This window comes from Anaerolineae bacterium (genome assembly GCA_013178165.1).
In the GTDB taxonomy this organism is placed as follows: Bacteria; Chloroflexota; Anaerolineae; order Aggregatilineales; family Ch27; genus Ch27.
This window is the reverse complement of the sequence record JABLXG010000015.1, coordinates 34,207-59,829: the sequence shown is the minus strand read 5'-3', so window position 1 is coordinate 59,829 and position 25,623 is coordinate 34,207. Positions and strand designations below refer to the sequence as shown.

Annotated in this window: 20 protein-coding genes; 8 read left to right on the top strand and 12 right to left on the bottom strand. The window is 63.6% G+C overall.

Going from position 1 to position 25,623, the window contains the following annotated elements; all coding sequences use genetic code 11:
- Positions 1-23: 23 nt before the first annotated feature.
- The 5 genes from HPY64_10770 to HPY64_10750 form a co-directional block, all read right to left on the bottom strand.
- Complete coding sequence (locus HPY64_10770) at positions 24-938, bottom strand: DMT family transporter (protein ID NPV67617.1); 915 nt, start codon at positions 936-938, stop codon at positions 24-26.
- A 260-nt stretch (positions 939-1,198) separates the two neighbouring features.
- Positions 1,199-1,417: a hypothetical protein gene (locus HPY64_10765; GenBank protein NPV67616.1), complete on the bottom strand. Its 219-nt coding sequence runs from the start codon at positions 1,415-1,417 to the stop codon at positions 1,199-1,201.
- A 108-nt stretch (positions 1,418-1,525) separates the two neighbouring features.
- On the bottom strand, positions 1,526-2,938 hold the full coding sequence (locus HPY64_10760) for a M20/M25/M40 family metallo-hydrolase (protein ID NPV67615.1): 1,413 nt from the start codon (positions 2,936-2,938) through the stop codon (positions 1,526-1,528).
- A gap of 40 nt (positions 2,939-2,978) precedes the next feature.
- Positions 2,979-3,647, bottom strand: coding sequence for a hypothetical protein (locus tag HPY64_10755; protein NPV67614.1), 669 nt, complete (start codon positions 3,645-3,647; stop codon positions 2,979-2,981).
- 155 nt (positions 3,648-3,802) lie between these two features.
- Positions 3,803-4,684: an alpha/beta hydrolase gene (locus tag HPY64_10750; protein NPV67613.1), complete on the bottom strand. Its 882-nt coding sequence runs from the start codon at positions 4,682-4,684 to the stop codon at positions 3,803-3,805.
- A gap of 183 nt (positions 4,685-4,867) precedes the next feature.
- Here HPY64_10750 and HPY64_10745 point away from each other — a divergent pair, with 183 nt between their 5' ends.
- The 6 genes from HPY64_10745 (at position 4,868) to HPY64_10720 (ending at position 11,887) form a co-directional block, all read left to right on the top strand.
- Complete coding sequence (locus HPY64_10745; protein ID NPV67612.1) at positions 4,868-5,476, top strand: hypothetical protein; 609 nt, start codon at positions 4,868-4,870, stop codon at positions 5,474-5,476.
- 622 nt (positions 5,477-6,098) lie between these two features.
- The gene (locus HPY64_10740) at positions 6,099-7,046 is read left to right on the top strand and encodes an ABC transporter permease (protein ID NPV67611.1); all 948 of its coding nucleotides are present in this window, start codon (positions 6,099-6,101) and stop codon (positions 7,044-7,046) included.
- Position 7,047: 1 nt separating this feature from the next.
- On the top strand, positions 7,048-7,977 hold the full coding sequence (locus HPY64_10735) for an ABC transporter permease (protein ID NPV67610.1): 930 nt from the start codon (positions 7,048-7,050) through the stop codon (positions 7,975-7,977).
- Between the two features lie 75 nt (positions 7,978-8,052).
- Positions 8,053-9,645, top strand: a complete 1,593-nt coding sequence (locus HPY64_10730; GenBank protein NPV67609.1) for an ABC transporter substrate-binding protein — start codon at positions 8,053-8,055, stop codon at positions 9,643-9,645.
- Between the two features lie 138 nt (positions 9,646-9,783).
- Complete coding sequence (locus HPY64_10725) at positions 9,784-10,605, top strand: MOSC domain-containing protein (protein ID NPV67608.1); 822 nt, start codon at positions 9,784-9,786, stop codon at positions 10,603-10,605.
- A 484-nt stretch (positions 10,606-11,089) separates the two neighbouring features.
- Positions 11,090-11,887 carry a carbon-nitrogen family hydrolase gene (locus HPY64_10720; GenBank protein NPV67607.1) on the top strand — a complete coding sequence of 266 codons (798 nt, stop codon included), beginning with the start codon at positions 11,090-11,092 and terminating at the stop codon, positions 11,885-11,887.
- Between the two features lie 96 nt (positions 11,888-11,983).
- Here HPY64_10720 and HPY64_10715 read toward each other — a convergent pair whose 3' ends face one another.
- Positions 11,984-12,304, bottom strand: a complete 321-nt coding sequence (locus HPY64_10715; GenBank protein NPV67606.1) for a hypothetical protein — start codon at positions 12,302-12,304, stop codon at positions 11,984-11,986.
- Positions 12,305-12,391: 87 nt separating this feature from the next.
- Complete coding sequence (amrS, locus tag HPY64_10710) at positions 12,392-13,450, bottom strand: AmmeMemoRadiSam system radical SAM enzyme (GenBank protein ID NPV67605.1); 1,059 nt, start codon at positions 13,448-13,450, stop codon at positions 12,392-12,394.
- 387 nt (positions 13,451-13,837) lie between these two features.
- Here amrS and HPY64_10705 point away from each other — a divergent pair, with 387 nt between their 5' ends.
- Together HPY64_10705 and HPY64_10700 are read left to right on the top strand one after the other, a co-directional pair.
- A complete protein-coding gene (locus HPY64_10705; protein NPV67604.1) occupies positions 13,838-14,854 on the top strand; it encodes a LacI family DNA-binding transcriptional regulator in 1,017 nt (338 codons plus the stop codon).
- Positions 14,855-14,888: 34 nt separating this feature from the next.
- On the top strand, positions 14,889-17,333 hold the full coding sequence (locus tag HPY64_10700; GenBank protein NPV67603.1) for a glycosyl transferase: 2,445 nt from the start codon (positions 14,889-14,891) through the stop codon (positions 17,331-17,333).
- Positions 17,334-17,344: 11 nt separating this feature from the next.
- Here HPY64_10700 and HPY64_10695 read toward each other — a convergent pair whose 3' ends face one another.
- From HPY64_10695 to HPY64_10675, 5 genes are all read right to left on the bottom strand, one after another.
- Entirely contained in the window at positions 17,345-18,352 is a 1,008-nt protein-coding gene (locus HPY64_10695; protein NPV67602.1) for a Gfo/Idh/MocA family oxidoreductase, read from the bottom strand.
- A gap of 87 nt (positions 18,353-18,439) precedes the next feature.
- Complete coding sequence (locus HPY64_10690; GenBank protein NPV67601.1) at positions 18,440-19,984, bottom strand: hypothetical protein; 1,545 nt, start codon at positions 19,982-19,984, stop codon at positions 18,440-18,442.
- 77 nt (positions 19,985-20,061) lie between these two features.
- Positions 20,062-20,886, bottom strand: coding sequence for a hypothetical protein (locus HPY64_10685; GenBank protein NPV67600.1), 825 nt, complete (start codon positions 20,884-20,886; stop codon positions 20,062-20,064).
- Positions 20,887-21,039: 153 nt separating this feature from the next.
- Positions 21,040-22,932 carry a phage major capsid protein gene (locus HPY64_10680; protein ID NPV67599.1) on the bottom strand — a complete coding sequence of 631 codons (1,893 nt, stop codon included), beginning with the start codon at positions 22,930-22,932 and terminating at the stop codon, positions 21,040-21,042.
- 222 nt (positions 22,933-23,154) lie between these two features.
- Positions 23,155-25,545, bottom strand: coding sequence for a hypothetical protein (locus HPY64_10675; GenBank protein ID NPV67598.1), 2,391 nt, complete (start codon positions 25,543-25,545; stop codon positions 23,155-23,157).
- Positions 25,546-25,623: the final 78 nt, after the last annotated feature.

Genomic DNA, 25,623 nt, shown 5'->3' with positions numbered 1-25,623 from the left:
GACCGTGCCCGACGTGGGCCGGCTCACAGGAACAGCAGGGCCGTCCCCGCAAAGGCCACCACTGTCCCCAGGATGGCCCGCCCGGTGATCCGGTCGCCGAAGAGGGCGCGGCTGATCGGGATCAGCAGCACCGGGGCCAGGCTCATCAGCGTGGAAGCGATGCCCATTGGGGCGTGCTGGACTGCCAGCAGCGATAGCCACACCCCGATAAACGGCCCAAAGACGGCGCCCCCGATGACGAACTTGAGTGCGTCTGGCCGCGCCTGCCATGCCTGGAGGCTGGCGCGCACCTGCCCGCGCGCCGCCGCCAGCAGCCACATCACCAGTGCGGCGGTGATCAGGCGGATCAGGTTGCCGGAGAGCGCCGGGAAGTCCCCCACCAGCCCCATCCGCGAGGCGTACAGGCCCAGCGCCTGGCCCAGTGCGCCGCCCAGCCCATACAGCACGCCCACGGTGTACTGGCGCGGCGACTCCACCGCCAGCGCCCGCGAGTCGCCGTTCTGCCGGTCGGCGACGACCAGCATCACCCCGCCGAGCGTCAGGGCAATGCCCAGCAGTTCCAGGGCCGTCAGCCTCTCGCCCAGCAGAACCCAGGCCAGCAGGGTGGAAAACACCGGCGAGAGGGCCATCAGCAGCATCGACAGGCGCGGGCCGATCAGCACGAGCGCCTGAAAGAGAAAGGTATCCCCCAGCACGAAACCGATCAGGCCGGAAAGCGCCAGCCAGCCCCAGCGGAATGGCTCTGCGTCCAGCGGCAGGAAGCTACCCAGAGTCAGGCGGTGGGTGATGGCCACCAGCAGGATCGCCAGCAACAGGCGGGTGCGGTTGACCACCGGCGATCCTACCCGCCGACCCGCCAGCGTGAACAGAACAGAGGTAAAGCTCCAGGCAACAGATGTGCCCAACGCGGCCAGATGGCCCAGGTATGCAACGATCACGGGTAGATGCTCTTTTGGGGGCAGGTGCGGATCAGCAGAACGGCGGCAAGTGTACCGCAGACGGCGGCAAAGAAAAGAGGCAGGATGGCCGGGGCGCTGCGCCCCCAGCATCGCTACGCCCGCAGCATCGCTGCGGCCGCAGGCCAGGGGAACGCCGCCCCACGGTCAGGCGGGCGGGCCGCCACGGCGGAACCATAACCTACCAGTACACCGCCAGCCGTGTCAGCCCGCCCACCACGACGGGGGCCGTGCCAGCGAGGTCACCAGGACTCATCCGCGGCGCGGTAAAACAGGGGCGCGCGCTCCGGCGCGATGGGGAAGCGGCGGCCCACACCGAGGGCCAGGCTTGCCTCCGCTGCCGGCGGCGCAGGCGGCGTTGATTCTGTCGCTGGCGCCCGCCCGGCGGGGAGGATCAGCCGCCCCAGCCAGCGCCACGCGGTTGCCAGCCAGTGGGGTTGGGAGAGGTCAATGGCGGTCATCCGTGCTGCTCCTTGTGGGCCATCCGCGAACGTATGTTCTGATATCAGAATAGCACGAATGTTCTGTTTTGTCCAGCAGCAAAACCTTAAAATTGCCCTGTCTGTGCCCTAGCGCTGCCCCTCAAAGATGCGGCTCAGGCCAGTCAGCCCGGCGTATTCGTAGGCCAGCTGGATGGCCGCGGCAATGCCCCGGTGGAACATGTGCAGGGGAATATATTCGTTGGGGCCGTGCGCCCCGCCGCCTTTAAAGCCGAAAGGCATCAGCAGCAGTGGCGCGCTGAGATGCTGACGGAAGGCGGTGGCGATCGGCACGCTGCCCCCTTCCCGATTGAAAATTGGGGTTACACCCCAGGCGTACTCATACGCCTGGATAGCGGCACGCATGGCCTGGGTATCCCGCGGGAGCACGATGCCCGGCGCCCCGGCACCCACCAGGCGCAGGCTGGCCTGTACCGTGGGCGGGGTGATGGCGGCAATGTAGTCGCGCACCAGGGCATAGATGCGGGCCGGGTCCTGGTTGGGCACCAGGCGGCAGCTCAGCTTGGCCGAGGCGCGGGCCGGGATGATGGTCTTAAATCCATCGCCGGTGAAGCCGCCACTGATGCCGTTGAATTCCAGGGTGGGCCGCGTCCCGATCCGTTCATGCAAGGGGTATTCCGGTTCGCCCCAGGGCTGTGGCGCGCCGGCCACTGCCGCCCATTCCGCCGCGATCCAGTCCGCGCCGCGGGCCAGCAGGGCGCGCTCCTCATCGTCCAGGGGCCGGACATCGTCGTAAAAACCGGGGACGGTCACCCGCCCATCGGCGTCGTGCAGCGCGGCCAGAATCTCCGCCAGCGCCTGGATCGGGTTATGGACGGTGCCGCCATAGTGGCCGCTATGCACATCGCGGCGCGGGCCGCTGACAGTCAGTTCCATCTCCACGATCCCGCGCAGGCCATAGTTCAGCACCGGCTGCTGCTCATCCGGGAAGGAACCATCGGAAATGATGACTACGTCGGCGTGCAGCCGGTCAGGGTGGGTGGCCACAAAGCCGGTGATGTGGCCGGAGTCGGATTCTTCCTCGCCCTCAAAGAGCAGCTTGAAGTTGACCGGGCATGGCGCATCCGCTGCCAGCAGGGATTCAACAGCTTTCAGCCAGGCCACCACGTGGCATTTGCTGTCCAGCGCGCCGCGTGCGTACAGCCGCCCCTCGCGTTCTACCGGGGAAAACGGGTCAGTTTCCCAGCCGTCTTCCAGGGCGGCGGGTTGCACATCGAAGTGGCAATAAACGAGCAGGGTGGGCGCCTTTGGCCCGGCCCCCGACCATTCGCCGTAAACCAGCGGCAGGCTGCCCTCCTGGCGCAGAATACGGGCCGTCTGCAGACCGCTGGCCTTCATCGCAGCGGCGATCCACTCGGCGGCGTGTTCCACGTCTACAGCGTGTTCCCTGAGCGTGCTGATGCTGGGGATGCGCAGCAGGTCGACCAGTTCGGCCTCAAAGCGGGGCGCGTTGGCGCGGGCGTATTCATGAGCAGTGGGCATCTGATCCTCCTTGCACGGGCGTATGTGGCGGCGCAGCGGGTCAGACCCCGCGCGGGTCGGCCTCAGCGCGGCGCTTGATTCCCAGCAACATCTTGCGCTCCATCACAAAATTGAGCGGTTCCACGATCCGCCAGAGCAGGGCCAGCTTGCGGCCGTAATCCAGGCGCTGGCGGACGATCAGGCGGGTTGTGCCGTCCGGCTGCTCGACCAGATGAAACAGCCAGGAGGCTATCGAGTCGCTCTCCGAGCGCGGGGCGGGGTAATCCGGAGCCTGCTCGGTTTTGGGGTCGGCGCCCAGCATCAGCAGCGTATGCGGCGGATCGGCGCGCACCACCCGCTGGCAGGGGTAGCCTTTCGGCCCCAGGCGGATCACATCGCCGGGCCTGATCTCTTGATGCTCAGGCAGGAGGCGATCCGCGCTGTGAATATTACAGCCAGCCAGGTTTTCCAGCCCGTCGTAGCTGTAGAAGCCGCCGCGCCCCTGGCCGATCTGAGCCAGCCAGGGCCAGATGGCCGCCGCCGGGGCGCGGATGGTGATCGCCCGCGTGTAACCCAGCTTCGGCGCGGCAACCAGATCGTCGCCCGGCAGGGCGCGGGCGATCTCCTCGCCGGTGGCTCCCCAGCGGTTATAGCTGCCGCGCAGCAGCGGCGAAAGAATCAGCGTGACTCCAACGCGCAGCGCCCCTTCGATATTTTCTAGCAGGCTCATCGTTTTCCCCCGTTCCAGATCAGGTCGCACCGGGCTGGCGCGGCCCATTACCCTGTATAACCCCTGGCCAGAGTGCACGGCGGCACTCCGCAAATCGGCGCATGAATGACAATGCGTTGATCCGCACTCGATCTCTCAGAGCCGTGTGCCGTTTCTCAACTGCCATCCCCCCCGAAGAACGCGACCAGAATCGGGTTGACGATCTCCGGGCGCTCGTAGTGCGGGATGTGCCCGGCTTCGTCGATGGGATGGAATTCGGCCTGCGGGATGGCTGCCAGTACCTGTTGGCTGGCGGGGAAGGGCACGGTGATATCCTGGCGGCCCCAGATCAGCAGCACCCGGCGGCCCTGCTGGCCCACGCGGGCGTAGGCATCCGCCAGGCCGGCGAGCTTCATGTGGCGCATGGTGGAGAGGATGGCCCGTTTGAAGCCCTTATAGGGCAGCTGCGCCCGGTATTTTTCCGTGTACTCTGGATAACGCTCTGGCCGGTAAAAGTCGCGCGGCAGCCCGCCGACGATCAACCAGTTCCCGGCCAGGCTCATCAACACTTCGCCCAGCACCGGCACAAAGAGCGCCAGCGCCCGCAGCGTCACGCTTGTGGAAAAGCCCGCTGGACCCTCCAGCCCCAGCCGCCGGACGCGCTCCGGGTGGCGATCGGTGAAGTTGACGGCGATCGCCCCGCCCATCGACAACCCCAGCAGGTCAACTGGCGCGCTCAACCCCAGCGCGTCAAGCAGATGGAGGAGCTGGCGGTCGAACAGCTCAGCATCGTAGCTCACGGGCGGGCGATCGGAAAAGCCGCGCCCCAACAGGTCATAACGCAGGACGCGCAGGCCGGCGGCTGTCAGCGCGGGGACGGTCGGGTCCCAGAGGAACATGGGCGTGGAAAAGCCGTGAATGAGCACGACTACCTGGCCATCTTCCGGGCCGGTCAGTTCGTAGTGCGTCACGCCATCCGGCAGGGTCACAAACTGGCCCGGCAGGGCGGTGCGGGTCTGTGGATTCAGTTCCAGCGGTTCCCGGAAGAAATCGATCATGGGGGTAGCCTCCTGGGAATTATAAATTCGCTCTAAAATTATAGCGCCGGAACCGCGATTCGCTGGCGCAGGGAGGCCAAATACGACTATAGTGAAAGTAACTGATGCCGGGCGCCGACAAAATGAAGGACATGCCTGGCCCCCAACCCCGTAAACTGGAACCGAAGGGAGATTACAGGAGCCATGTTGATCCGCAGAAAGACCATCCTCATGCTGGCGGCGCTGGCCGTGGTACTGGTGGGCGCTTCGTTGTTCAGCGACGGGCGGGTGGCCGTTGGCCAGGGACCCGATGGCCGGCTGAACTGCGACGAAGCCGCGCCGGTTGTCCTGTATTGCGGCGAGACCGGGATTGACATTTACGGCGTCGGCCCCGGTGGCGTCGATCTGGTACTGACTGTCCCCTACGATAACCTGGACATCAGCCGCCCGCAGACCTATACCAAAGTCGGCGGCACGCTGGACGGTCGTATTGGTGTTTACATCCTCAACACCTGGCAGATCCAGGTCAACGTGATTAACGGAAACGAGCTGTGGACGGCTCGCTGGTGGGATTGCCCGCGTGACAGCGCCGAGGTGGAGGTCTTCTCCCTGCTGACGGGCGAGCGGTTGAGCCGGGAGAAGGACACCTGCGGCGTGCCGGAGCCGGAGGAAACGGAACCTCTATGTGAGTACATCAACCCCTACAATGAGCAGCGGGGCACCACCTACTGCGACCTGCTGTGCGAATGGGAGGGTGGTCTGTGGTGGTGCGATGACATCTGCGATGGTGTGCCCTGCGGGCTGCTCGATTAGCTGCCCTGCGCCGACAATAGGATGCTGCTGGCCGTCCGATGAAGGACGGCTTTTTTTGCTGGCCGGGCGCCAGCCAGGGCTGTCAGCGTCTCATCTGCTGGAAGTAGGGATGATGTCCTGGCCGCCCTGGCTGTCAAACCAAAAGATGATGTTACCAAAGGGGGGTGGTTCGTTTATTTGATAATATTACCGGGTTGTTCCCTTCTTTCAGGTGTACGACTAGGTTTCCTCTCCGAACAGATCGGATAGATAATAGCAGCGGCAAAAAGGAGAGAGGCACATAGCTGCCGAAGCGCAAGTAACACGCCGACGGTTGAGCGTACTGGAGCTGGTCCAGGCGCCGGGCGATGGGAGTGAAGCGTGCCGTCAGCGCGGGATGTCGCGGACGCAGTTCTATGAGTGCAAACGCCCCATCGAGACCGTCAATGCCTGCCTGGCAACTGTTTGCCAAGAAGCCCGGTAGTACACAGAACCAAGCAATAGATCATCAAGGACGCCATATACCGTTACAATATAGGTGTTGTTCATGCCGCCTCCTCCGAAGGTCGTTTGGCGGGGTTCATTTCAGGGAGTGCAGTATGAACACCTTTAACTAACAAGGTGTGCTCTTCAAACAACAACCATGCTCAAATATATTACCCTCCGGTTAGTCATGATCCCATTCCTTCTCGTTGGCGTCGCCACGGTGGTGTTCATCCTGTTCCAGTTCACGCCGGGCGACCCCATTTCCGCGCGTTTTGGCCTGCGTATCAGCGATTTCAGCCCGGCGCAACTCGAACGTATGCGCGAGGACCTGGGCTTGAATGACCCCATACCCGTCCAGTACTTCCGCTACATTGGCAATCTCATGCGGGGCGACCTGGGCATTTCTATCACGTCCCGTCGCCCGGTGCTTGAGGAAATCCTGTCCCGCATGCCAGCCACCCTGGAACTGGCGCTGACTTCGATCCTGCTGGTGACCTTATTGTCTGTTCCCCTGGGGTTCATGGCGGCCACCTGGCGTGGCTCCATCTTGGATAACGCCACGACGAGTCTCGCCCTGGTGGGCTTCTCCATGCCAAGCTTCTGGCTGGGGATCATGTTCATTCTGTTGTTCTCTATCCAGTTCAATGTGCTGCCCACCTCTGGCCGGGGAGAAGGGATCATCCTTAACCGTCTGAATCACCTGGTCCTGCCAACGCTAACCCTTTCACTGGGGCTGATCGGCTACAATGCCCGTATTGTGCGCTCTGCGGTGCTGGAAGTGCAGAACATGGACTATGTGATGACGGCGCGTAGCAAGGGGCTTAAAGAGCGCCAGGTGCTGTTCCGTCATATCTTGCCCAATGTGTTGATCCCTATTGTGACTGTGCTTGGCCTGCAGTTTGCCGGCCTTCTGGGTGGGGCGGTGATCATCGAGATGATCTTCGCCTGGCCGGGCATCGGACGCCTGGCCGTCAATGCTGTTTTCCGGCGGGACTACCCCATCATCCTGGGCACCACCATTTTCTTCTCGGCAATCTACATCGTCGTCAACCTGATCATAGACATCCTGTATTCGGTGATCGATCCACGCATCCGGCTGGAGTAAATTGACTGTGGCTATTGACAAACCTGCTCCTCTAGAGCGCAGCCAACCGCTGCAGTACTGGGTAGGTGAGCTGCGGGAGCCTTCACGGGGACTGTTTGCCTCCATTGTGTCCCAGCTTGCCCGCAACCCTCTCGCCCTGGTGGGCTTCGGGTTGCTGATCGTCATGGGGTTGGCGGCGCTTTTTGCACCGCAGATCAGCCCCTACGATCCGTATGAGGTTGACTTCTCAGCCTCTCTGCTACCGCCCAATACCAACGGCCATCTCCTGGGGACGGATGACCTAGGCCGGGACACGCTCTCGCGGTTGATTTACGGTGGGCGAATCTCGATGGTGGTGGGACTGATCGTTGTCGGCATTTCCGGCTCGATCGGCGTCACCCTGGGCGTACTGGCCGGCTACTTTGGCGGCGTGGTGGACATGGTGATCATGCGCCTGGTCGATCTGTTGTATGCCTTCCCCTTTATTATTCTGGCTATTGCCATTGTAGGCATCCTTGGCGCGAGCTTAATCAATGTCATGCTGGTGTTGGCTTCTATTGCCTGGATCGAATACGCCAGAGTGGTGCGCGGTCTGGTTCTGCAGCTCAAGCAACAGGAATATGTCACTGCCTGCCGTGCGCTGGGAGCAAGCAACCTGCACATCATCGTGCATCATATCGTGCCCAATTTCGTGAACATCGTGGTGGTACAGGCCACGTTTGGGGTAGCGGGCGCCATACTTTCCGCCGCAGCGTTGAGCTTCCTGGGGTTAGGGGCGCAACCGCCCACCCCTGAATGGGGGGCGATGCTTAGCGATGGAAAGCGGTTCATGCGCGATATGCCCATCCTCACCATCGCCCCTGGCGTTGCCATTATGCTGGTCGTCCTGTCGATCAACCTGATCGGTGACGCCCTTCGTGATGCCCTTGATCCGTACACCAGAACCAGGTAAAGGAGGTGTCAATGTGCTGATGCTCTGATCCGGCATCCATTTCCTGATCCGCTTTCGAAACAGGGAGACAAGAGCATGAAAAAAACCGCCTTGTTGTTGGTCATTGTGCTGCTGGTACCGATGGCGCTAAGTGTGTCCGCCCAAGAGCCAGTATCCGGCGGTACATTGCGCATTGCCGTGGGATCGATCACATCCCTAGACCCGGCCTTCATCCAGGATGACATGTCGTATTATGCAGCTTCGCAGGTGTATAACACACTGGTGCGCTTGGCGGCGGCTGAAGGGGGTGGGTTCGAGACGATCCCTGACCTGGCCGAATCCTGGGAGGTCTCCGAGGATGGCACGACGATCACTTTCCACCTGCGTCATGGGGTGATGTTCCACGATGGCAATGTCGTGTTCCCGGAGGGCCAGAGCCGGGAAGTGGTCGCTGATGATGTGGTGTACTCGATTGAGCGTTTCGTGAACACCGAGGGTACCGCCGTCCCCAGCGACTTCATCGCTGTGTATAAATCGGTGGAAGCTATCGACGATTACACTGTGCAACTGAATCTGAGCGCACCAGACGGGCTGCTCTTTGCCGGAGGGCGTGGCATTTCTTCAGCCGCAATCTACCCGCGTGAGGCGGTGGAACAGCTGGGTGCGGAGTTCTCCAATCACCCCATCGGTACTGGCCCCTTTGAATTTGTCGAGTTCGTACCCGATGATCGCGTGGTCCTGCGGCGTAACGAGGACTACTACATCACGCCCTACCTGGACGAGGTCATTTTCCAGATCATTCCAGATACTTCCGTGGAGGCGCTTGCCCTGGAAGCTGGCGAAGTGGACTTGATCCATACGGTGTCCGATCTGGATATCCCTCGTTTCCGCGATAATCCGGAGTTCACGCTCTACGATCAACAGATTTACTGGAGCGCCGCGTTTCTGGTTTTCGATCTGAACGTCGAACTGTTCCAGAATCAGGACCTGCGGAAGGCCATCGCCCTGGCGATTGATGGCAACAATATCATTCGTGCTGTGTACCCGCAGACAGCAGTTGATGGCTGCGGGATGGCGGGGCCGGGCTGGCCGGGCTACGACCCGGAACTGTGCAACAAGTATTTCTACTACGATCCGGAAGAGTCCAGAGCTATCCTGGAAGGGCTGGGATACACCGACAGCAATAACAACGGCATCTATGACAAGGATGGGGAAGACCTGATCATCCCGATCGAGGGGTGGAATCTGCCAGAGATGCCACGTGTGCTGGAGGCGGTGGTCTCCCAGTTGAATGCAGCCGGGATCGGCACTGACCTGGAGATCGTAGAATTCGGTACCTGGATTGACGACTACACCAGAGGGCCGATGAAGCTCATGGCCTCCAGCGGCTTTGGCGGCTACGGCGGCATGGTCAGCTACTGGGGTCCTGGCGGTTATGGTGAGGGCTTCGGCATTATCCTGGAAGATGCACAGGCCTTGCTGGCTGAAGCCGCCACCCTGGTGAACCCGGAAGATACCGACCCGCTGATCTACCAGGCGCAGCAGATCGTCTTCGGCGGCTATTATGCGATTCCGCTCGGCTTCCAGACAGGCTACGCAGCGTATAGCAGTCGGGTTCATGACTTCGGCGGCATGTACTGGTGGATGAACCTGGTCACTGACCGCAACAACACATGGGTTAGCGAATAACCCGCAGCATTCGCGTTGTGTGCCGCCCGGAAGCACGGGCGGCACACCGCTTTCTCCGTTAACCCCGCCGTAGAGCGCCCTGATGGAAGCCGGTTGTATCTTTCGCAAACCGGCTAGAGTCATAAGTAAGGGAAGCCCGTGACCGGTACGCATATCTCTGCCCTCTACATCTACCCGGTGAAGTCATGCGCCGGGATTCGCGTCGAATGCGTTGAACTGGATAGGCGCGGGCCAAAGTTCGATCGCCAGTGGATGGTGGTCGATCACACAAACAGGTTCGTGACGCAGCGGGAATATTCACAGCTTGCCCTGGTACAAACTGCCCTATCCGATGAAAGCCTGGTTCTCACCGCTCCTGGTTTGCCGCCGCTGTCGGTACCGCTGGCGGAACACGAGGGCAAGTTGAGCGAGGTGGTGGTCTGGCGGGATACCTGTCTGGCGATCGATGAAGGGGATACAGCAGGGGCCTGGTTCTCTGGCTTGCTCAAGACTCGCGTTCGTCTGGTGCGAATGCCAGACCATTTTGAACGGTTGACGAGCACCGAATATACCCCTGAACCCGGCACATTGAGCTTTGCGGATGGGTATCCATTGTTGTTCATCTCGGAAGCCAGCCTGGACGATCTGAACAGGCGGCTCCTGGCACGCGGCCAGGAGCCTGTATCCATAGATCGCTTCCGCCCCAACGTGGTCCTGGCCGGCTGCCTGCCCTACGCCGAAGATACGTGGCAGTACATTCACATTGCCGGCATTCGCTTTGACATTGTCAAGCCCTGTGCTCGTTGCGTCATCACCACCGTTGACCAGTCCTCCGGCACAATCCCGGTTGTAGGGGAGCCGCTGGCGACCCTGGCCACATACCGTAGAGGGAAAAACGGAGGGGCGATGTTCGGACAAAACGCTCTGCATCGCAGCTGTGGAATCCTTCGGGTGGGTGATGTGGTAGAAACGCCCGGCTAAATCCTTCCTCGCGAACACCAGGATATGCTGACATTCCGGAGGGGGGAAACCCTGTGCGACTAGGTTTCCTCTCCGAACAGATCGGATAGATAATAGCAGCGGCAAAAAGGAGAGAGGCGCATAACTGCCGAAGCGCAAGTAACACGCCGACGGTTGAGCGTGCTGGAGCTGGTCCAGGCGCCGGGCGATGGGAGTGAAGCGTGCCGTCAGCGCGGGATGTCGCGGACGCAGTTCTATGAGTGCAAACGCCCCATCGAGACCGTCAATGCCTACCTGGCAACTGTTCGCCAAGAAGCCCGGTAGTACAGGTATACTCTCCTTCGCCTTTGATTATCACTTTGTCCGCGAAGAAGATTTACTGTACGAATTACCACGCCGCCGGATTCCGCGGTAGACTCCCGCCAGCCCCCGGCGTGTTCCCACATGCGCACGGATTTCGCGGAGAGGAAGCAGTATGCCCAAACTGAATATCAGCCTGGCCCAGATGACCGTGGTCACCGGCAACGAACACCGCAATGTGGAGATGATGCGGGCAATGGTGGCGGAAGCGGCCCGGCGCGGTTCCCAGGTGGTGATTCTCCCGGAACTGTGGTCGTGCGGCTACCGTTATGACAACCTGAGCGCTTTTGCCGCCCCTACCAATGCCGGCGTTTTTAGCGAGATGGCGGCTGCGGCCCGCGCTAACAAGATTTGCGTGGTCGGATCGGCGCCTGAAAAGCGGGGAGCAGGCATCAACAACTCGGCGGCGTTCTTCGGCCCCGGTGGGCAGATTCTGGGGGTTTACCGTAAAATCCACCTTTTCGGGCCAATGGGGGAAGATCGCGCCTTTGCCGGCGGGCTGGCCCCCCTGAACCTGGACCTGCCCTGGGGCAAGACCGGGCTGGCCATCTGCTACGACCTGCGCTTCCCGGAGATGTTCCGGCGCTACGGGATCGAAGGCGCCCGGCTGGTGCTGCTGCCAGCGGCTTGGCCACAACAACGCCTCGATCACTGGGGAGCGCTGATCCGCGCCCGTGCTATTGAGAACCAGTACTTTGTCGCTGCCTGCAACAGTGTTGGCGAGGCCCAGACCGCCGAAGGCCCGACCCGTTTTGGCGGGCACTCGATGATCATCGACCCGTGGGGGGAAACGGTGCTCGAGGCTGGCGGGATGCCGGGCCTTTATACCGCCGAGATCGCCCTGGAACGGGTGGACGAGGTACGCGGGCGCATCCCGGTCTTTCAGGATCGGCGGCCAGAAACCTATGGGCTGGATGACATTGTCTCCCGGCTGGAGCTATGAGAACGGCCTCCCGCCCCGGCAAAAAACCCTGTGAAGAACCGCTTCACAGGGCTAGTGGGCAGCGGGCAGGGGCGGGTTATGTTGCGCCCAGCCCTGCTATAGCTGGAAGCTTTCGTTGAAGGGCACGATCTTGCGGTCGTAGTTGACCACGTACTCCTGCAGGCGTTCCTCCAGCCGGCGGAAGACATCGCTGGAAAGTGCTTTGCGGATGGTGGCCAGATCCTCAGCCACGAATTCAGACTGGCGCAGGGGGTAGTCGCCGTAGGCTGTGTGCCAGGCGCGGGCCAAGTACAGGCCTAGCTCCTGCAAACCCGGCACAAATTCGCCCAGCGCAAAGCGATAGTATTCCTCTTCCTGCTCAGGCATCACGTCGTACGTGAGCACCACGTTGTATCTGGGCCTGATGAACTGTCCCATCGTTGCTTCTCCTTCCCCCGGCTGATCTTCCAGTACATCCAACCTGACGCGACTTCACCATACCATCCGCCGGGCAACTGCCGCCGGTCAGGCCCAGATGCCGGGGATAGCCGTCCCGCATTCCGGGCACCGGCCGCCCGTGGCGGCCAACCGATTGGACAGCACGCGGAAGCCATAGCGGCGGATCAGCGGCGTGCTGCAGGTCGGACAGCGCGTATCCTCCCATTCGCCAACGACGCCGGGCAGGTTGCCGGCATACACATAGTGCAATCCTGCCTCCGTGCCGATCTCGGCGGCGCGCTGCAGCGTCTCGATGCTCGTGCGCGGGGGTTCGAGCATATGGTAGTCGGGATGAAAGGCGGTGACATGCCAGGGGATATCCGGCGAAACCCCGGCCAGGAAGCGGGCGGCATCCCACAGTTCCTCGGTGCTGTCATTGAAGCCGGGCACAATCAGGGTCACTACCTCCAGCCACAGCCCGCGCTGATGCACCGCCACGATGGTATCCAGCACGTGCTGCAGGACCGTGCCCAGTTGACGGTAGGGCTTATCCCGCATGGACTTGAGATCGATCTTGTAGGCGTCGAGGTGGGGAGCCAGGTAATCGAGCGCCTCTGGCGTGGCATTGCCGTTGGAGACATAGACGGTTTTCATCCCAGCAGCTCTGGCCAGCTTGAAGACGCTGACCGCCCATTCGGTCGTGATCAGCGGCTCATTGTAGGTGCTGGCGACCACCCTGGCCCGGCGCTCGCGGCCCAGGCGGATCAGCTCCTCGGCGGAGATGATCAGCGGCTCGCGCCCGGCCAGATCGTCCCGCCCGAACTGTGAGATGTCCCAGTTCTGGCAATAGGCGCAGTGCAGGTCGCAGCCGAGCATCCCGAAGCTCAGGGCGGTGCTGCCGGGCAGCACATGGTAAAACGGCTTCTTTTCCGTCGGGTCAACCTGCAACGCGCTGACATACCCATGTGGTACACGCAGCACCTGGCCGTCATGGTAGCGCACCTGGCAGATGCCGCGCCGTCCGGGTTTGAGCAGGCAGCGGTGTGCGCAGGCCGTGCAACGGAGCGTCTTTTCGCCTTCGTCCACCACCTCCACCAGTTCGGCGGGGATGGTCAATGTGTCCAGGTAATCCAGCAGGGTGGCCATGATGATCGCCTTCTACTCGATGTCCTGCAGACAGGCAGGAAGCCTGTTCTGACTCAAGCGTAGCAACAAGCGCAGGGCGCGTCAATCTACAGGGCGAAGCTGCGCCGCTTTGGCGCGCCCGCCAGCCGCGCAGGAAGCAGGGAATGGGCCGGCGGTCAGCGGCGTGCGAGGCGGGCCGGGAGTGCCGGCGATCCGCGCCCGGCCTTCCCCTTGACAGTGACTGCCGTTTGCTCCTACACTACAGGTAGTTCTGGGAGCGCTCCCAATCAGGTCGGGTAGCGCTGCCGCTTGTGCTATTGTCCCCGGGCGTCGCCTGGTATGGCGTATCCGGCGGGTCAGTCTGGGGCAGCAGTCGCGTTCCGCGGGTGGCAGGCAGAGGCCGACAGGATGAACCTGGAAGACATCGCCAGACGCGCCGGGGTATCCCGCTCGACCGTCTCGCGGGTGATCAACAACGAGCCATACGTTAGCGCCCGGACACGGGCTAAGGTCATGGCCGTGATCCAGGAAGTGGGTTACGCCCCAAACCCGGCCGCCCGTATGCTGGTCACGCGCCGTACCTATGTGATCGGTGTCGTCATTCCCCGCGAACTGATCACCGTTTTTGAGGACCCTTACTACTTCCCTACGCTGCTCCAGGGCATTACTGAGGCCGCGCAGGAACGCGATTACGCCACCCTGCTGTGGGTGGGCAGTTCCAGCGAGGACGAAGATCGCCTCTATGAGCGCGTGCTGCAGAACCGCCTGATGGACGGCCTGCTGATCGCTTCTGCCACCCGCCAGATGGGCATCACCCGCCGGCTGGTGGAGCACCACATCCCGTTCGTGATGGTCGAACGCCCGGCTGCCCTGGAAGATCAGATCAACTATGTCAGCATCGACAACATCGCCGCGGCGCAGGATGCCGTCAACCACCTGATCGACGTCGGGCGGCGGCGGATCGGGCATATCACCGGCTCGCTCAACAACTCCGATGGCCTGGAGCGGGTCGAGGGTTACCGGCTGGCCCTGCGGCGGGCGCGGTTGCCCTACGATCCCGATCTGGTGGTGGAAGGGCATTTCACCTCCCGCTCCGGCTACCTGGGGATGAAGGCGCTGCTCAAGCGGGGGGTGGACGCCGTTTTTGCCGCCAGCGATACCACGGCTTACGGCGCGCTGCAGGCCCTGCACGAGGCCGGGGTACGCGTGCCGGAGGATGTCGCGCTGGTCGGTTTTGATGACCTGCCCCGCGCCCTGGAAGCCAACCCGCCGCTGACCACGATCCGCCAGCCGATCCACCAGAAAGGCTACCAGGCCGCTCACCTGTTACTGGACCTGCTTGATGGAAAAGCCCGCGGGCCGCGCCACATTCTGCTACCCACTCAGCTGGTCATTCGCGCTTCCAGCGGGGCCAATACCTTCTAGGTGCCGGACGTGAGTGCGGAAAGGATGGCGGCGGATGCGATACGGCGCATTTGACGACGCCCGGCGCGAATACGTGATCACGCGCCCGGATACACCCCTGCCCTGGATCAACTACCTCGGCTGCCAGACCTATTTTGGTCTGATCAGCAATACCGCTGGCGGCTATTCCTTTTACCGCGACGCCCGTCTGCGCCGCCTGACCCGTTACCGTTACAACAACGTCCCCCTGGATTGTGGCGGGCGCTACATTTACCTGCGTGACGACGCCAGCGGCGTGTACTGGTCGCCCACCTGGCAGCCGGTACGCCGCCCGCTGGAAGCTTATACCTGCCGTCACGGGTTGGGCTATACCGTTATCGAATCCACCTTCGGCGGCATTGAAGCCGCCGTTCGCTACTTTGTCCCCCTGGGTGAGACGCTGGAGATCTGGCAACTCACGCTGACCAACCACCGCCAGACTGCTGCCGCGCTTTCGCTGTTCTCATTGGTGGAATTCGCCCTGTGGGACGCTCAGGATGACGCCACCAACTTCCAGCGCAACTTCAACACTGGCGAGGTTGAGGTCGAGGATGGCGTGATCTACCACAAAACCGAGTACCGCGAACGCCGCGATCACTTTGCCTACTTTGCCTGTTCGGAGCTGCTGGCCGGCTTTGACACGCAGCGGGAAGCCTTCTTCGGTCCGTACCGCGGCTTCGACGCGCCGCTGGCCGTGGAGCGCGGGGAAGCGGGGAATAGCATCGCCTACGGCTGGGCGCCCATTGGTTCCCACCATGTCCGGCTGACCCTGCAGCCGGGCGAAAGCAAGCAGATCACTTTCCTGCTGGGCTACCACGAGAATCCCCGCGACCGCAAGTTTGACCCGCCGGAGTCGTCAATCCTCAACAAGGCGACGGTCAGGCCCCTGATCGCCCGCTACCTGGCCCCGGCGGTCGTTGACGCCGCCTTTGACCGGCTGCGGGCTTACTGGGATGATCTGCTCGGCGCCCTGCAGGTTAGCACACCGGACACGCACACCAACCGCCTGGTCAACATCTGGAACGCTTACCAGTGCATGGTGACGTTCAACATGTCGCGTTCGGCTTCGTTTTACGAATCCGGCGTGGGGCGGGGGATGGGCTTCCGCGATTCCAGCCAGGATCTGTTGGGCTTTGTCCATATGGTTCCCGCCCGCGCCCGCGAGCGCATCCTGGACATCGCCGCCACACAGCTGCCGAACGGCGGCGCCTACCACCAGTACCAGCCCCTGACCAAGCGCGGCAATGACGCCATTGGCGCTAACTTTAATGACGATCCGCTCTGGCTGGTGCTGGCGACAGCGGCTTACCTCAAGGAAACCGGCGACTGGGGCATCCTGGATGAGATGGTGCCTTTCGACAACGATCCGGCGCTGGCCGCCCCGCTGTACGAGCATCTCCAGCGTAGCATGGCCTATACCCTGGAGCGGCTGGGACCGCACGGCCTGCCGCTGATTGGCCGCGCTGACTGGAACGACTGTCTGAACCTGAACACCTTCTCCGCCGAACCGGGCGAATCCTTCCAGACGACGACCAACATGGACGGCAAAACCGCCGAATCGGTCTTCATCGCCGGGCTATTCAACCTGGCGGCGGCGCAGCTGATCCCGCTGGCCGAACGGCGCGGGGATACCGCCTCTGCTGCCCGCTACCGCGAAGCCGCTGCCCGTATGGACGAAGCCGTCCGGGTGCATGGTTGGGACGGGGCGTGGTTCCGCCGCGCCTATGATCATTTCGGTCGGCCAGTCGGATCGCAGGCATGCGACGAAGGCAAGATCTACATCGAGCCGCAGGGGATGTGTGTGATGGGTGGCATGGGCCTGGACGATGGCCGCGCCTTCCAGGCGCTCGATTCCGTGCGGGAGTGGCTGGCGACGCCGCATGGCATCGTCCTGCTGCAGCCCGCCTATACCCGCTACTACCTCCACCTGGGCGAGATCAGTTCCTACCCACCCGGTTACAAGGAGAACGCGGGTATCTTCTGCCACAACAATCCCTGGATCATGATCGCGGAGGCGATGGTCGGGCGCGGCGACCGGGCCTTCGACTACTACGCCCGGATCAACCCCTCCGCACGGGAAGCGATCAGCGAGGTGCACCGCTGCGAGCCGTACGTCTACGCCCAGATGATCGCCGGGCGGGATGCACCCACGCACGGCGAGGCCAAGAACTCCTGGTTGACCGGCACCGCCGCCTGGAACTACGTGGCGATCACCCAGTGGATCCTGGGCATCCGGCCTGAGTATGACGGCCTGCGGATCGATCCGTGCATCCCCGCCGCCTGGGAGGGCTTCACCGCGACCCGCTGCTTCCGGGGCGCCACGTACCGGATCACCGTCCATAACCCTGACCAAGTCAGCAAAGGTGTGCGGCGTATGACCGTTGATGGCGTGCCTGTGCCGGGCAATATCGTCCCTGTGTTCGCTGACGGTGAGCATACGGTAGATGTGATGCTGGGTTGAGGCGGCTCCACTCAGGAGAGGAGTAGAAACGTCACGCCGGTCTGTTGCCGCCAGTCGGCCAGAATCTCGTCGATGATGCGGCTGGTGCGGGCGGCGCTCTCGCCGGTGCTGGGGCACGTCCCTTGCCCGTTGAGGGCGTCGACGATGGTCTGGATCAGCGGCTGCTGGATGTGCGGCGGGTTGGGGATCGGCAACGCGGTCGTGCCCTCCGGCGTGGTCAGCAACAGCGGGTCGTCGCGGAAGCAGGGGAAGGCCAGTCGACCCCGGCTGCCGATGATCAGGATTTCGTCCTGGCGGCGGTCGGCGGTGAAACACCACACCCCCGTACCCTGCACGCCGGAGTCATGCCGCCATGTCGCGGTGACGATGTCCTCGGCAGGGTATAGCCCGGCCTGGTTGGCGGCCAGCCCGCGCGCAGCCACGATCGGCCCCAGGGCGTAGTCCAGCCAGTCCAGCACGTGTGAGCCTAAATCGACGAACAGCCCGCCCCCGGCGACGTTCGGGAGGAAGCGCCAGGGCAGCCGGGCTTGGTCCAGGTCGGCGGGGGGTGGCTGGTGCATGGTCACATGGACAGCGCGCACCTCGCCCAGCGCTCCGGCGGCAATCAGCTCACGAGCTTTGGCGAAGCGCGGCAAAGCGCGGCGGTAGTAGGCCACAAAAAGCGGCACGCCAGCGTCCTGGCAGGCGCGGATCATCGCCTGGCATTCCTCATAGGTGCGGGCCATCGGCTTCTCCACGTAGACCGGCTTGCCCGCCGCAGCCACCTGCAGGGTGTAGGAGAGATGTGTGTCTGGCGGAGTCGCGATGTAAACCGCGTCCACTTCTGGATCGTGGATCAGGGCGTTGGCCTCGTCCGTCCAGCGCGGAACACCGTGCCGCCGGGCGTAGTCCTCCGCCAGGTGAGCGGTGCGGCGCATGACGGCAACCAGCGCCGAGTGGTCGGCCTTCTGCAGGGCAGGGCCGCTCTTGACCTCGCACACATTCCCGACGCCGATGATCCCCCAGCGGATGGTCTTCATGGCAGCGATCCTCCTGCGGTCAGCTCCTGCCGGGCAGGGTTGATTGTACATCAGCTCTGCCGTGGCCTCCGGGTTGACGCCCGTCCGCTAGTAGATCACCCGCGTAGCCTCTCCCAGCTCACCCGCGCCCGGCATACCCAGTCGCCAGTAGACCAGCGGGGAGACCGGGCGCAGCGTCCAGGTGACGGCGTGGTGTGCCCCTCCGCCGGAAAGCGTATGGCACTCTCCAACGATATGGTACAGGCCGTCGTGGCCGTTCCCCGGATCGGCCAGGCGGATGGCGTCGCCGATGGTCAGGCCCAGGATGGCGTCCAGCAGGGCAGCGTTAGTCTCCCCGTGCACCGTCACTGTCGCGACCAGACCACGCGGGGCGCTCCCTTCGTTGACCAGATGGCGGGCGAGGCTGGCCGCCGCGTCAGGCTGGCCGAGCAGCGGCAGGTCCAACCGCCGGACACGCCGCCCGTAGCGCAGGATGCTGGCCCCGTCCTCAGCAGCGGCGGTGATCCGGCCCCGGTCGCGGATGGCGATCCCGCGCAGGCGCGCCCCCGGCAGCACGTAAACCGCCGCTGGATGGCTGTTGTAAAAGGTCAGGCGGGCGCTACCTGCCCCGGCTTCCACCGCGACGGTCACGGCGGCGGTGCAATCCTGGCCGGAGCCGTCGCGCTGGTCGTTGGCGCTGTAATCCGTCCCCGCGACAGGCGCAAGCAGCGACAGCGCGCCGAGCGGTGCGCCGACCTCATCAGCGTAGCGGGCGCGGATCGTCCGCGCTTCGCCCGGCGGCAGCCGCAGCGGGGCGCACAGCGTCCACAGCGTCTCTGGGCTGCCGCCGACCTCGCGCGGGTGGCAGGTAACCTCCGCCCGGTTGATCATCCGCGCCCCGGCCACCGGCGACGTGAAAGCCGCCTCCCGCCTGCCAAGTGTCAGGACAGGCGTGACCGGCCCCACCAGGTGGTGGCGGTTCCAGAAGATCAGCCGCCCTTCGCGGCTGACGAAACACAGCCCGCGCTCCGCCTCGACCGCTGCCCGGATCACTTCCCAGGCGTTCAGGCCAGCGGCCCAGGAATCGCCTGTGTACGGGAAGATTGTGCGGCCTGGCTCCAGGTCAGCGCCGGTCGTCAGGTCGGGCAGGCGTGTATCGACGCCCAGCCGGGCCAGCCCCAGCCGCCAGTAGCCGAGCAAAGCCGGGGGATGGTCAACCTGTTCCAGTACAGCGGCAATCAGCCCGTCGGCGCTGCAATCGGTTGCCGGCGGGAGGAAGACCTCGGCGCGGTGCAGCAGATCCTCCACGCCAGAGCAGGCGATCGCGGTAGTGCGGTCACGTCCCGGTGCGATAGTCTCGATCCAACCGGTGAAGTGCGCCCGCGTCACGCCGCTTGCACTGCTGCTGATGACGACCTTCTTGCGCGGAACAAGCGCGCCATAGAGCGGTCCGGCGATGTTCTCCGGGCGGTAGCGCCCGCCCGGATCGCGCACCGTGATCGTCGCCCGCGAGGGCGCGGCCAGGCAGTCGTCCGGCGCATCGAGGCCCAGCGCCCATTCCGCACCGATCACGTCCCGGTCAAGCGTCTCGTCGGGCCGGTCAAAGTCACCGTCGTCGTCCCAGTCCACCTGGATGTGATAGAGCACGCTCATCATGCCTCCTGCTTCACCCATTCCCCATCGGCTAATGGAGAGAGGAAAGGGGCCGGGGGAAAAAGGGCTGAAGTCGCTCAGGCCACGCGGACGTAGCGCAGCGGCGCGGCCAGGCGGTGCAGATCGTCGGGCAGGTCAGGCGGGTAGAGCCAGTCCGCCCCGGCCCCGATAGCGGCGTCAGCCTGCTGGTAGAGCCAGGCCGCCCAGCGCAGACACAGCGCCGTCACGTCCTCCGGCGGCAGATAGATCGCCAGTGACGCGCCCGCGGCATGGCTGGCGGCGGTCGTGCCGCGCACGCCCCGGATGACGCTCAGCGTGTCCGTCGTTACGTCGACGGCGGTGACGTGCAGGTATTCGTCACCCAGGCGCAGGAGTTGCCCGGCCTGGAAGCGCGGCGATACGCCCGCCGCGTCGGCGCCATCCGCGTCGCCGACCGCGATCTGGCCTGTGTCTGCCTCTACCGCGGCGGCCAGGGCATCCCCGGAGCTGCGCCAGGCTTCTGACCAGGCGTCATGCGTTCCCCAGATGCCACGCACGGCGATGGCCGCCGCCGGGTTCTCCCCCGGCACAAACCACACCCCCGCCGCTGGCTGGAGCAGGATGGCGTGCCTGGGACCGTCGCCTTCCGGCAGGAGCAGGGCCGCTTCCGGCGGGATGGCCTGCCCGTCGCCGTTGGTGATTGCCAGCAACTCCAGCAGGTCAAGGTCCAGGCGCAGGCTGTACGGATCGTGAAAGGCGTAGCGCCGGGTCTGGACGACCGGGGCGAAGCGGCGGGCGGTGAAGCGATCGATCTGGGCGGTGGCCTGGCGCAGGGCGACGAGCAGCCGGGCATCCGTTTCGGCGTCCCCGGCGGGCAGGCCCAGCCGCGCCCGGAACTGGGTCAGGGTGGCGTAGGTGATCATGAGGTTCTCCTCCGGTCAGGATAGAGACAGGGGCAGCAGCAAGTGACAGGTAGCCGGGCGATCAGGAAAACGCGGCGAGCAACCAGCGGTGGTCAATCCGGCAGGAGCGCAGCAAACTGGCGCCCGCCGCGTTATGGTGGTTAAGCCGGACGCCTAAACCGTGATGTTGTAGAGCACGGCGGCGACGTCGTTATCCAGCCGGGCCAGCCCCAGCCGGACGGTGGCCGTCATCTGGTAGGCGTCATAGTACGGCAGGTAGTCCACCGAGGCGGCGATCCGGCGGCGGTAGCCCACGATCCAGCCGGGACGGTAGACGCACAGCGCCTGACCCTTGCTGTTGCCGGTCGTGTCCACCTTGCCGTCGGCCATGGTCAGCGGCATTTCCGCCGAGACCAGCACCGGAATCCCATCCACAAAGCCGATCTGGCCGGTCAGGGCGGTAGCTCCCGGCCCGGCCTTGTCCATCGTCAGGAACTCGCTCAGGCCCAGCAGTTTGGCGTATGTCCCACCGTCGACGATCCAGGCCAGGTGACGCGGATTGACGCTGTAGCGGTGGGCCATGCTGAAGCGTGCCTGGCGCAGCAGGGCCAGGGTAGGATCGCCCCCGGCGCTGATAGCGTTGGCCGTGGTCGTCACCAGCGGCAGCTTACGCAGGCCGTCAAAGGCCAGGTAGGTAGCTCCGGCGGGCGGCGCGGCGTTATCGCTGTTGATGTTGCCAGTGGCGGCGGTGGTCGTGTCGCCGTTGAGGATCACACTGTCGATAGCGGCGGCCAGGGCACGCATGGCCTGCTCGCGGTACATGCTCAGCACGGGCACCAGGCTATCCTCCGCCAGTTCCGCGCTGAAGCCGACGCGCAGGGCCAGCTTCTTCGCCGCCAGGGTGACCTTGGCGGAGCCGATCTTGCTATCCGGGATCGGGTTACCGCTGCCCAGCACCAGCTCGGCCTCGTCGGTCGTCTCCGGCACGTAGTAGACGGTCGGGTCTGCGCCTTCGATCGGCAGTTCGTAGGGGTTGGAGGGCATCTCCACCGCCCGCAGCAGGGGCAGGATCACGTTGTCCAGGCGAGCCTGCCGCCATAACTCGGCGCTCCACAGGTCGGGCACCCATTCGTCGCCGTAGCCGGACTGCGTGCTATAGCTCAGCTCGTCGGCTTTGATCGCGCTCAGCCCGGCCCGGCGTACCTTGTAGGCCAGAGCGTTGGCATAACGCTCGGAAACCCCGCGGAACCCTTTGACCGCCCGCAGCATGACGTAGCCGTGCGCCATGTCCAGCGCGCTCAGGCCATCGTAAGGGCTGCCGACCTCGATCGCAGCCAGGGCTTTGGCCGCCTCCACCGGATCGCCGGTCGGCAGGCGCTTGAGTGCGCGGCGCTCGGCGGGCGGATCGTCCTGAGCGGCCCGCTCGTTCAGAGCGGCCCGCTCATCAAGAGCGGCATTGACCGCCGCCAGAATATCCTCGTGAGTCTTCATCTCGCGGTTCACAGGAGGATGCTCCTTTCGAGTCAGGGTCAGGTCAGCACGGGGATCAGGGGACGCGCCGCCGGGCGTCAGCCGCTCCAGGCTGAGGCCCAGGGCCGCGTAGGCGTCCTTGATCGCCCGCACGGAGGTGCGGCGCGGCTCGGCGGGCGTCGGAGTCAGGCTGCCCTCGACGATGGGCCAGCGCAGGATACGCCCATCGGCAGCGACTTCGACCAGGTGGGGCAGGCTGCCGCTGCTCCAGGCCAGAATTCCGCGCGCAATCAGGGCGCGGAGGGCCTCGCCCAGCCCTTCCCGGCGCGGCGCAAGCTGCGCTTCTGCCCACAGCCCGGTTGTATCAGCGCGCAGGGTGTCGATGACCCCGACCAGCGCCGGCCCGACCGCGCCATCCAGCCCGTGCTGGTAGAGCACCGGGCGGCGCGGGTACCAGTCCAGCGCCAGGTCGGTCTCCGGCGTGAAGTATTCGCCGTGCAGGTCGGGATGGGCGGAGTCGCCCCAGACGATCAGGTAGCCGCCGATGCGATCCCCGTCGATCGCCTTGACGGCGGCGGTGCTGGCGGTGTGACTCATCAACGCGGCCCTCCTTGCGCTCCGGATCGGCTCCGTGTTGCTTTCAGGGTAGCACGTATGTTCTAAGGCGTGGGCGACGGAATTGGCCGGAGTGCGAACGGATGTGGCCGGGTTGTGAAAAAAGAGGTCGGGTAGGGGTGCGGCGCTGGCCCCCGCAACAAAGGGGGCCAGCCCCTGCAGGCTGGCCCCTGTGATTGGTCTCTTTGAGGCGTGTCGGAGCGGTTAACGGGTGAAGTTGAAGTTGGCCCTGTGCTCCGTGCCGTCATTCAGCCTGACGACAAGCTGCCGGCAGGTACCACCCCAGCTCCGTTCGGTCTTCCAGACGTAGATATACTGGTCAGCGAGTGGGTCATAGTTCAGGCTGCTACCACCAGCTGTCACTGTTTCTTCCACGAGGTCGACCTGCGCTGTCGAGTCACAAGGAACGGTTCCAGAAGCAGGAGACCTCGCCGCGAAGATGCTCATGCCCTGATACCCGCTAAGGCTGAATTTGATCGGGATAGCGCTGCCTGCCTTGACCCGATTCACGACCGGCAGGTTATCCACCGGGCGGAAGAAGCCGTTCCAGTCGTAGATCACGCGGTAGGTGACGCTGGCGCTGCCGGGGTTGCCTGCGTAATCCAGCGCCCCGCTGCAGGTCGCGGTGAACGTCCCCACACCACCGGGATAGCTGCTCTCCAGGCTTGCCGGAGTTGCTACACCGGACAGCGCATCATCAGTGCTGCAACCCGCCACCGGCACAGAGCCGAGGGTGTAGGTCGCGCCGTCAACAACACCGGTTACGCTGACCACAGGCGCGGTCTTGTCGATGTTGATGTCGGACACGGTCGCGGTGGCGCCGTTACCAGCCTTATCAGCCACTGTGCCTGATGCTCCGAGATTGCTCCCCTCGATCGCGCCAAGAGTGATATCAGCGGGGCAGGAAACAATGCCGGACAGGCTATCCTCACACGCGAAGTGGATGGTGACGTTCGTGTTATACCAGCCATTGCTGTTGGGTGCAGGATAGGAGGCGGTAATCGAGGGCGCGGTCTTGTCGATGTTGATGTCGGACACGGTCGCGGTGGCGCTGTTGCCAGCCTTGTCGGTCACGTTGCCGGTCACCGACTGGTTCTCGCCCTCGGTGCTCACTGTGGTCGGGTCGGAGCAGGAGGCCACACCCGACAGATTATCCCCACACGTGAACGATACGGTCACGTCCTCATTGTTCCACCCGTAGCTGTTCGCAGCAGGTGAACGTGACCCGGTAATGGTCGGCGCGGTCTTGTCGATGTTGATGTCGGACACGGTCGCGGTGGCGCTGTTACCTGCATTGTCAGTCGCGTTGCCGGTAACAAACTGCCCTGCACCTTCGCTGCTGAGTGTGGTGTCAGACGTGCAGGATGCAAGACCTGATGTTGCGTCGGTACACGTGAACGATACGGTCACGTCCTCATTATTCCACCCATAGCTGTTCGCAACAGGTGAACGTGACCCGGTAATAGTCGGTGGGGTCGCGTCACGTTTGATCGTCACCGACTGTGAGCTGGTGCCGCCGGCGCTGGTCGCGGTGCAGGTCAGGGTCGTGCCGGCTGTATCGGCGCTGATGGTTGTTGAGTCGCAGCCAGTAACGGTTACGGGGGAAATATCGGCATATGCCCAGCTGACCGCCACATCGCTCACGTACCAACCATTGTTGCCTGATGTGCCGCTGACTGTAGGTGTGATCACCGGCGCGGTCTTGTCGATGTTGATGCCGGACACGGTAGCCGAGGCGCTGTTACCTGCGTTATCAACTGCCGTGCCTGTTACAGACTGCCCTGCACCTTCAGCGCTCAGGGTCACGTTCGGGCCACAGGAGGCAACACCTGACATTTCATCCCCACACGTGAACGATACGGTCACGTCCGTGTTGTTCCAGCCACCAACAGGCGCAGGCGCTGCTGCCCCGCTAATGGTTGGTGGGGTCGCGTCACGTTTGATCGTCACCGACTGTGAGCTGGTGCCGCCGGCGCTGGTCGCGGTGCAGGTCAGGGTAACGCCGCTGGTATCGTAGTTGATGGTGGTTGTGCCGCAGCCGGAGGACGACGAGATCGCCGATTCAGAATCGGAGACAGTCCAGCTGACCGTCACATCGCTTTTATACCAGCCATTGTTGCCTGATGTGCCGCTGACGCTGGGCGTGATCACGGGCGGGGTGGTGTCGGGTGGTGGGAGGACGTGCAGGGTGAAGGTGGCGGGATTGGTGTTGTAGGTGCCAGGACCGCTGTCACTTACACTGACTGTGATCGAGTAGTCACCCACGGCACTTGCGGTAAAAACAACTGACTGCCAATTGCCACACGATGTAAACGTCAGGCTGCCCGGTGTGGCCGTGACCCCTGGCGGGATGTTGATGGTTACTGTGGCAGGGGAGGTATCTGCGGCATTGCAGCCCGCCTGCCCATCACCACTGTTAGCAGTGATTTTGTAGTTTACGCTCGTTGAGCTGCCAAGAGTAAATGTGTCGTTGCCGCCGGCAACCACATCGTTCTGAACATTGTCCGCCAGCACGACGGACGCGGTCAGCACCGCCACAATCGCCAGCGCCATCAACGGTAGCCAAAACCTGTTCAATCGCTGCCTTTGCGTCATGATAGTCCCTCCATATGAGCCATAAATAGACAATACATAATGCAGCAAAGATAAGTTACAACATGGCGGTCGTAAACC

Coding starts and splice junctions, on each gene's coding strand:
- HPY64_10705 (NPV67604.1), top strand. CDS start 13,838: ATGAACCTGGAAGACATCGCCAGACGCGCCGGGGTATCCCGCTCGACC.
- HPY64_10690 (NPV67601.1), bottom strand. CDS start 19,984: ATGAGCGTGCTCTATCACATCCAGGTGGACTGGGACGACGACGGTGAC.
- HPY64_10700 (NPV67603.1), top strand. CDS start 14,889: ATGCGATACGGCGCATTTGACGACGCCCGGCGCGAATACGTGATCACG.
- HPY64_10755 (NPV67614.1), bottom strand. CDS start 3,647: ATGAGCCTGCTAGAAAATATCGAAGGGGCGCTGCGCGTTGGAGTCACG.
- HPY64_10680 (NPV67599.1), bottom strand. CDS start 22,932: ATGAGTCACACCGCCAGCACCGCCGCCGTCAAGGCGATCGACGGGGAT.
- HPY64_10765 (NPV67616.1), bottom strand. CDS start 1,417: ATGACCGCCATTGACCTCTCCCAACCCCACTGGCTGGCAACCGCGTGG.
- amrS (NPV67605.1), bottom strand. CDS start 13,450: ATGGCCACCCTGCTGGATTACCTGGACACATTGACCATCCCCGCCGAA.
- HPY64_10745 (NPV67612.1), top strand. CDS start 4,868: ATGTTGATCCGCAGAAAGACCATCCTCATGCTGGCGGCGCTGGCCGTG.
- HPY64_10760 (NPV67615.1), bottom strand. CDS start 2,938: ATGCCCACTGCTCATGAATACGCCCGCGCCAACGCGCCCCGCTTTGAG.
- HPY64_10695 (NPV67602.1), bottom strand. CDS start 18,352: ATGAAGACCATCCGCTGGGGGATCATCGGCGTCGGGAATGTGTGCGAG.
- HPY64_10685 (NPV67600.1), bottom strand. CDS start 20,886: ATGATCACCTACGCCACCCTGACCCAGTTCCGGGCGCGGCTGGGCCTG.
- HPY64_10750 (NPV67613.1), bottom strand. CDS start 4,684: ATGATCGATTTCTTCCGGGAACCGCTGGAACTGAATCCACAGACCCGC.
- HPY64_10720 (NPV67607.1), top strand. CDS start 11,090: ATGACCGTGGTCACCGGCAACGAACACCGCAATGTGGAGATGATGCGG.
- HPY64_10675 (NPV67598.1), bottom strand. CDS start 25,545: ATGACGCAAAGGCAGCGATTGAACAGGTTTTGGCTACCGTTGATGGCG.
- HPY64_10740 (NPV67611.1), top strand. CDS start 6,099: ATGCTCAAATATATTACCCTCCGGTTAGTCATGATCCCATTCCTTCTC.
- HPY64_10730 (NPV67609.1), top strand. CDS start 8,053: ATGAAAAAAACCGCCTTGTTGTTGGTCATTGTGCTGCTGGTACCGATG.
- HPY64_10715 (NPV67606.1), bottom strand. CDS start 12,304: ATGGGACAGTTCATCAGGCCCAGATACAACGTGGTGCTCACGTACGAC.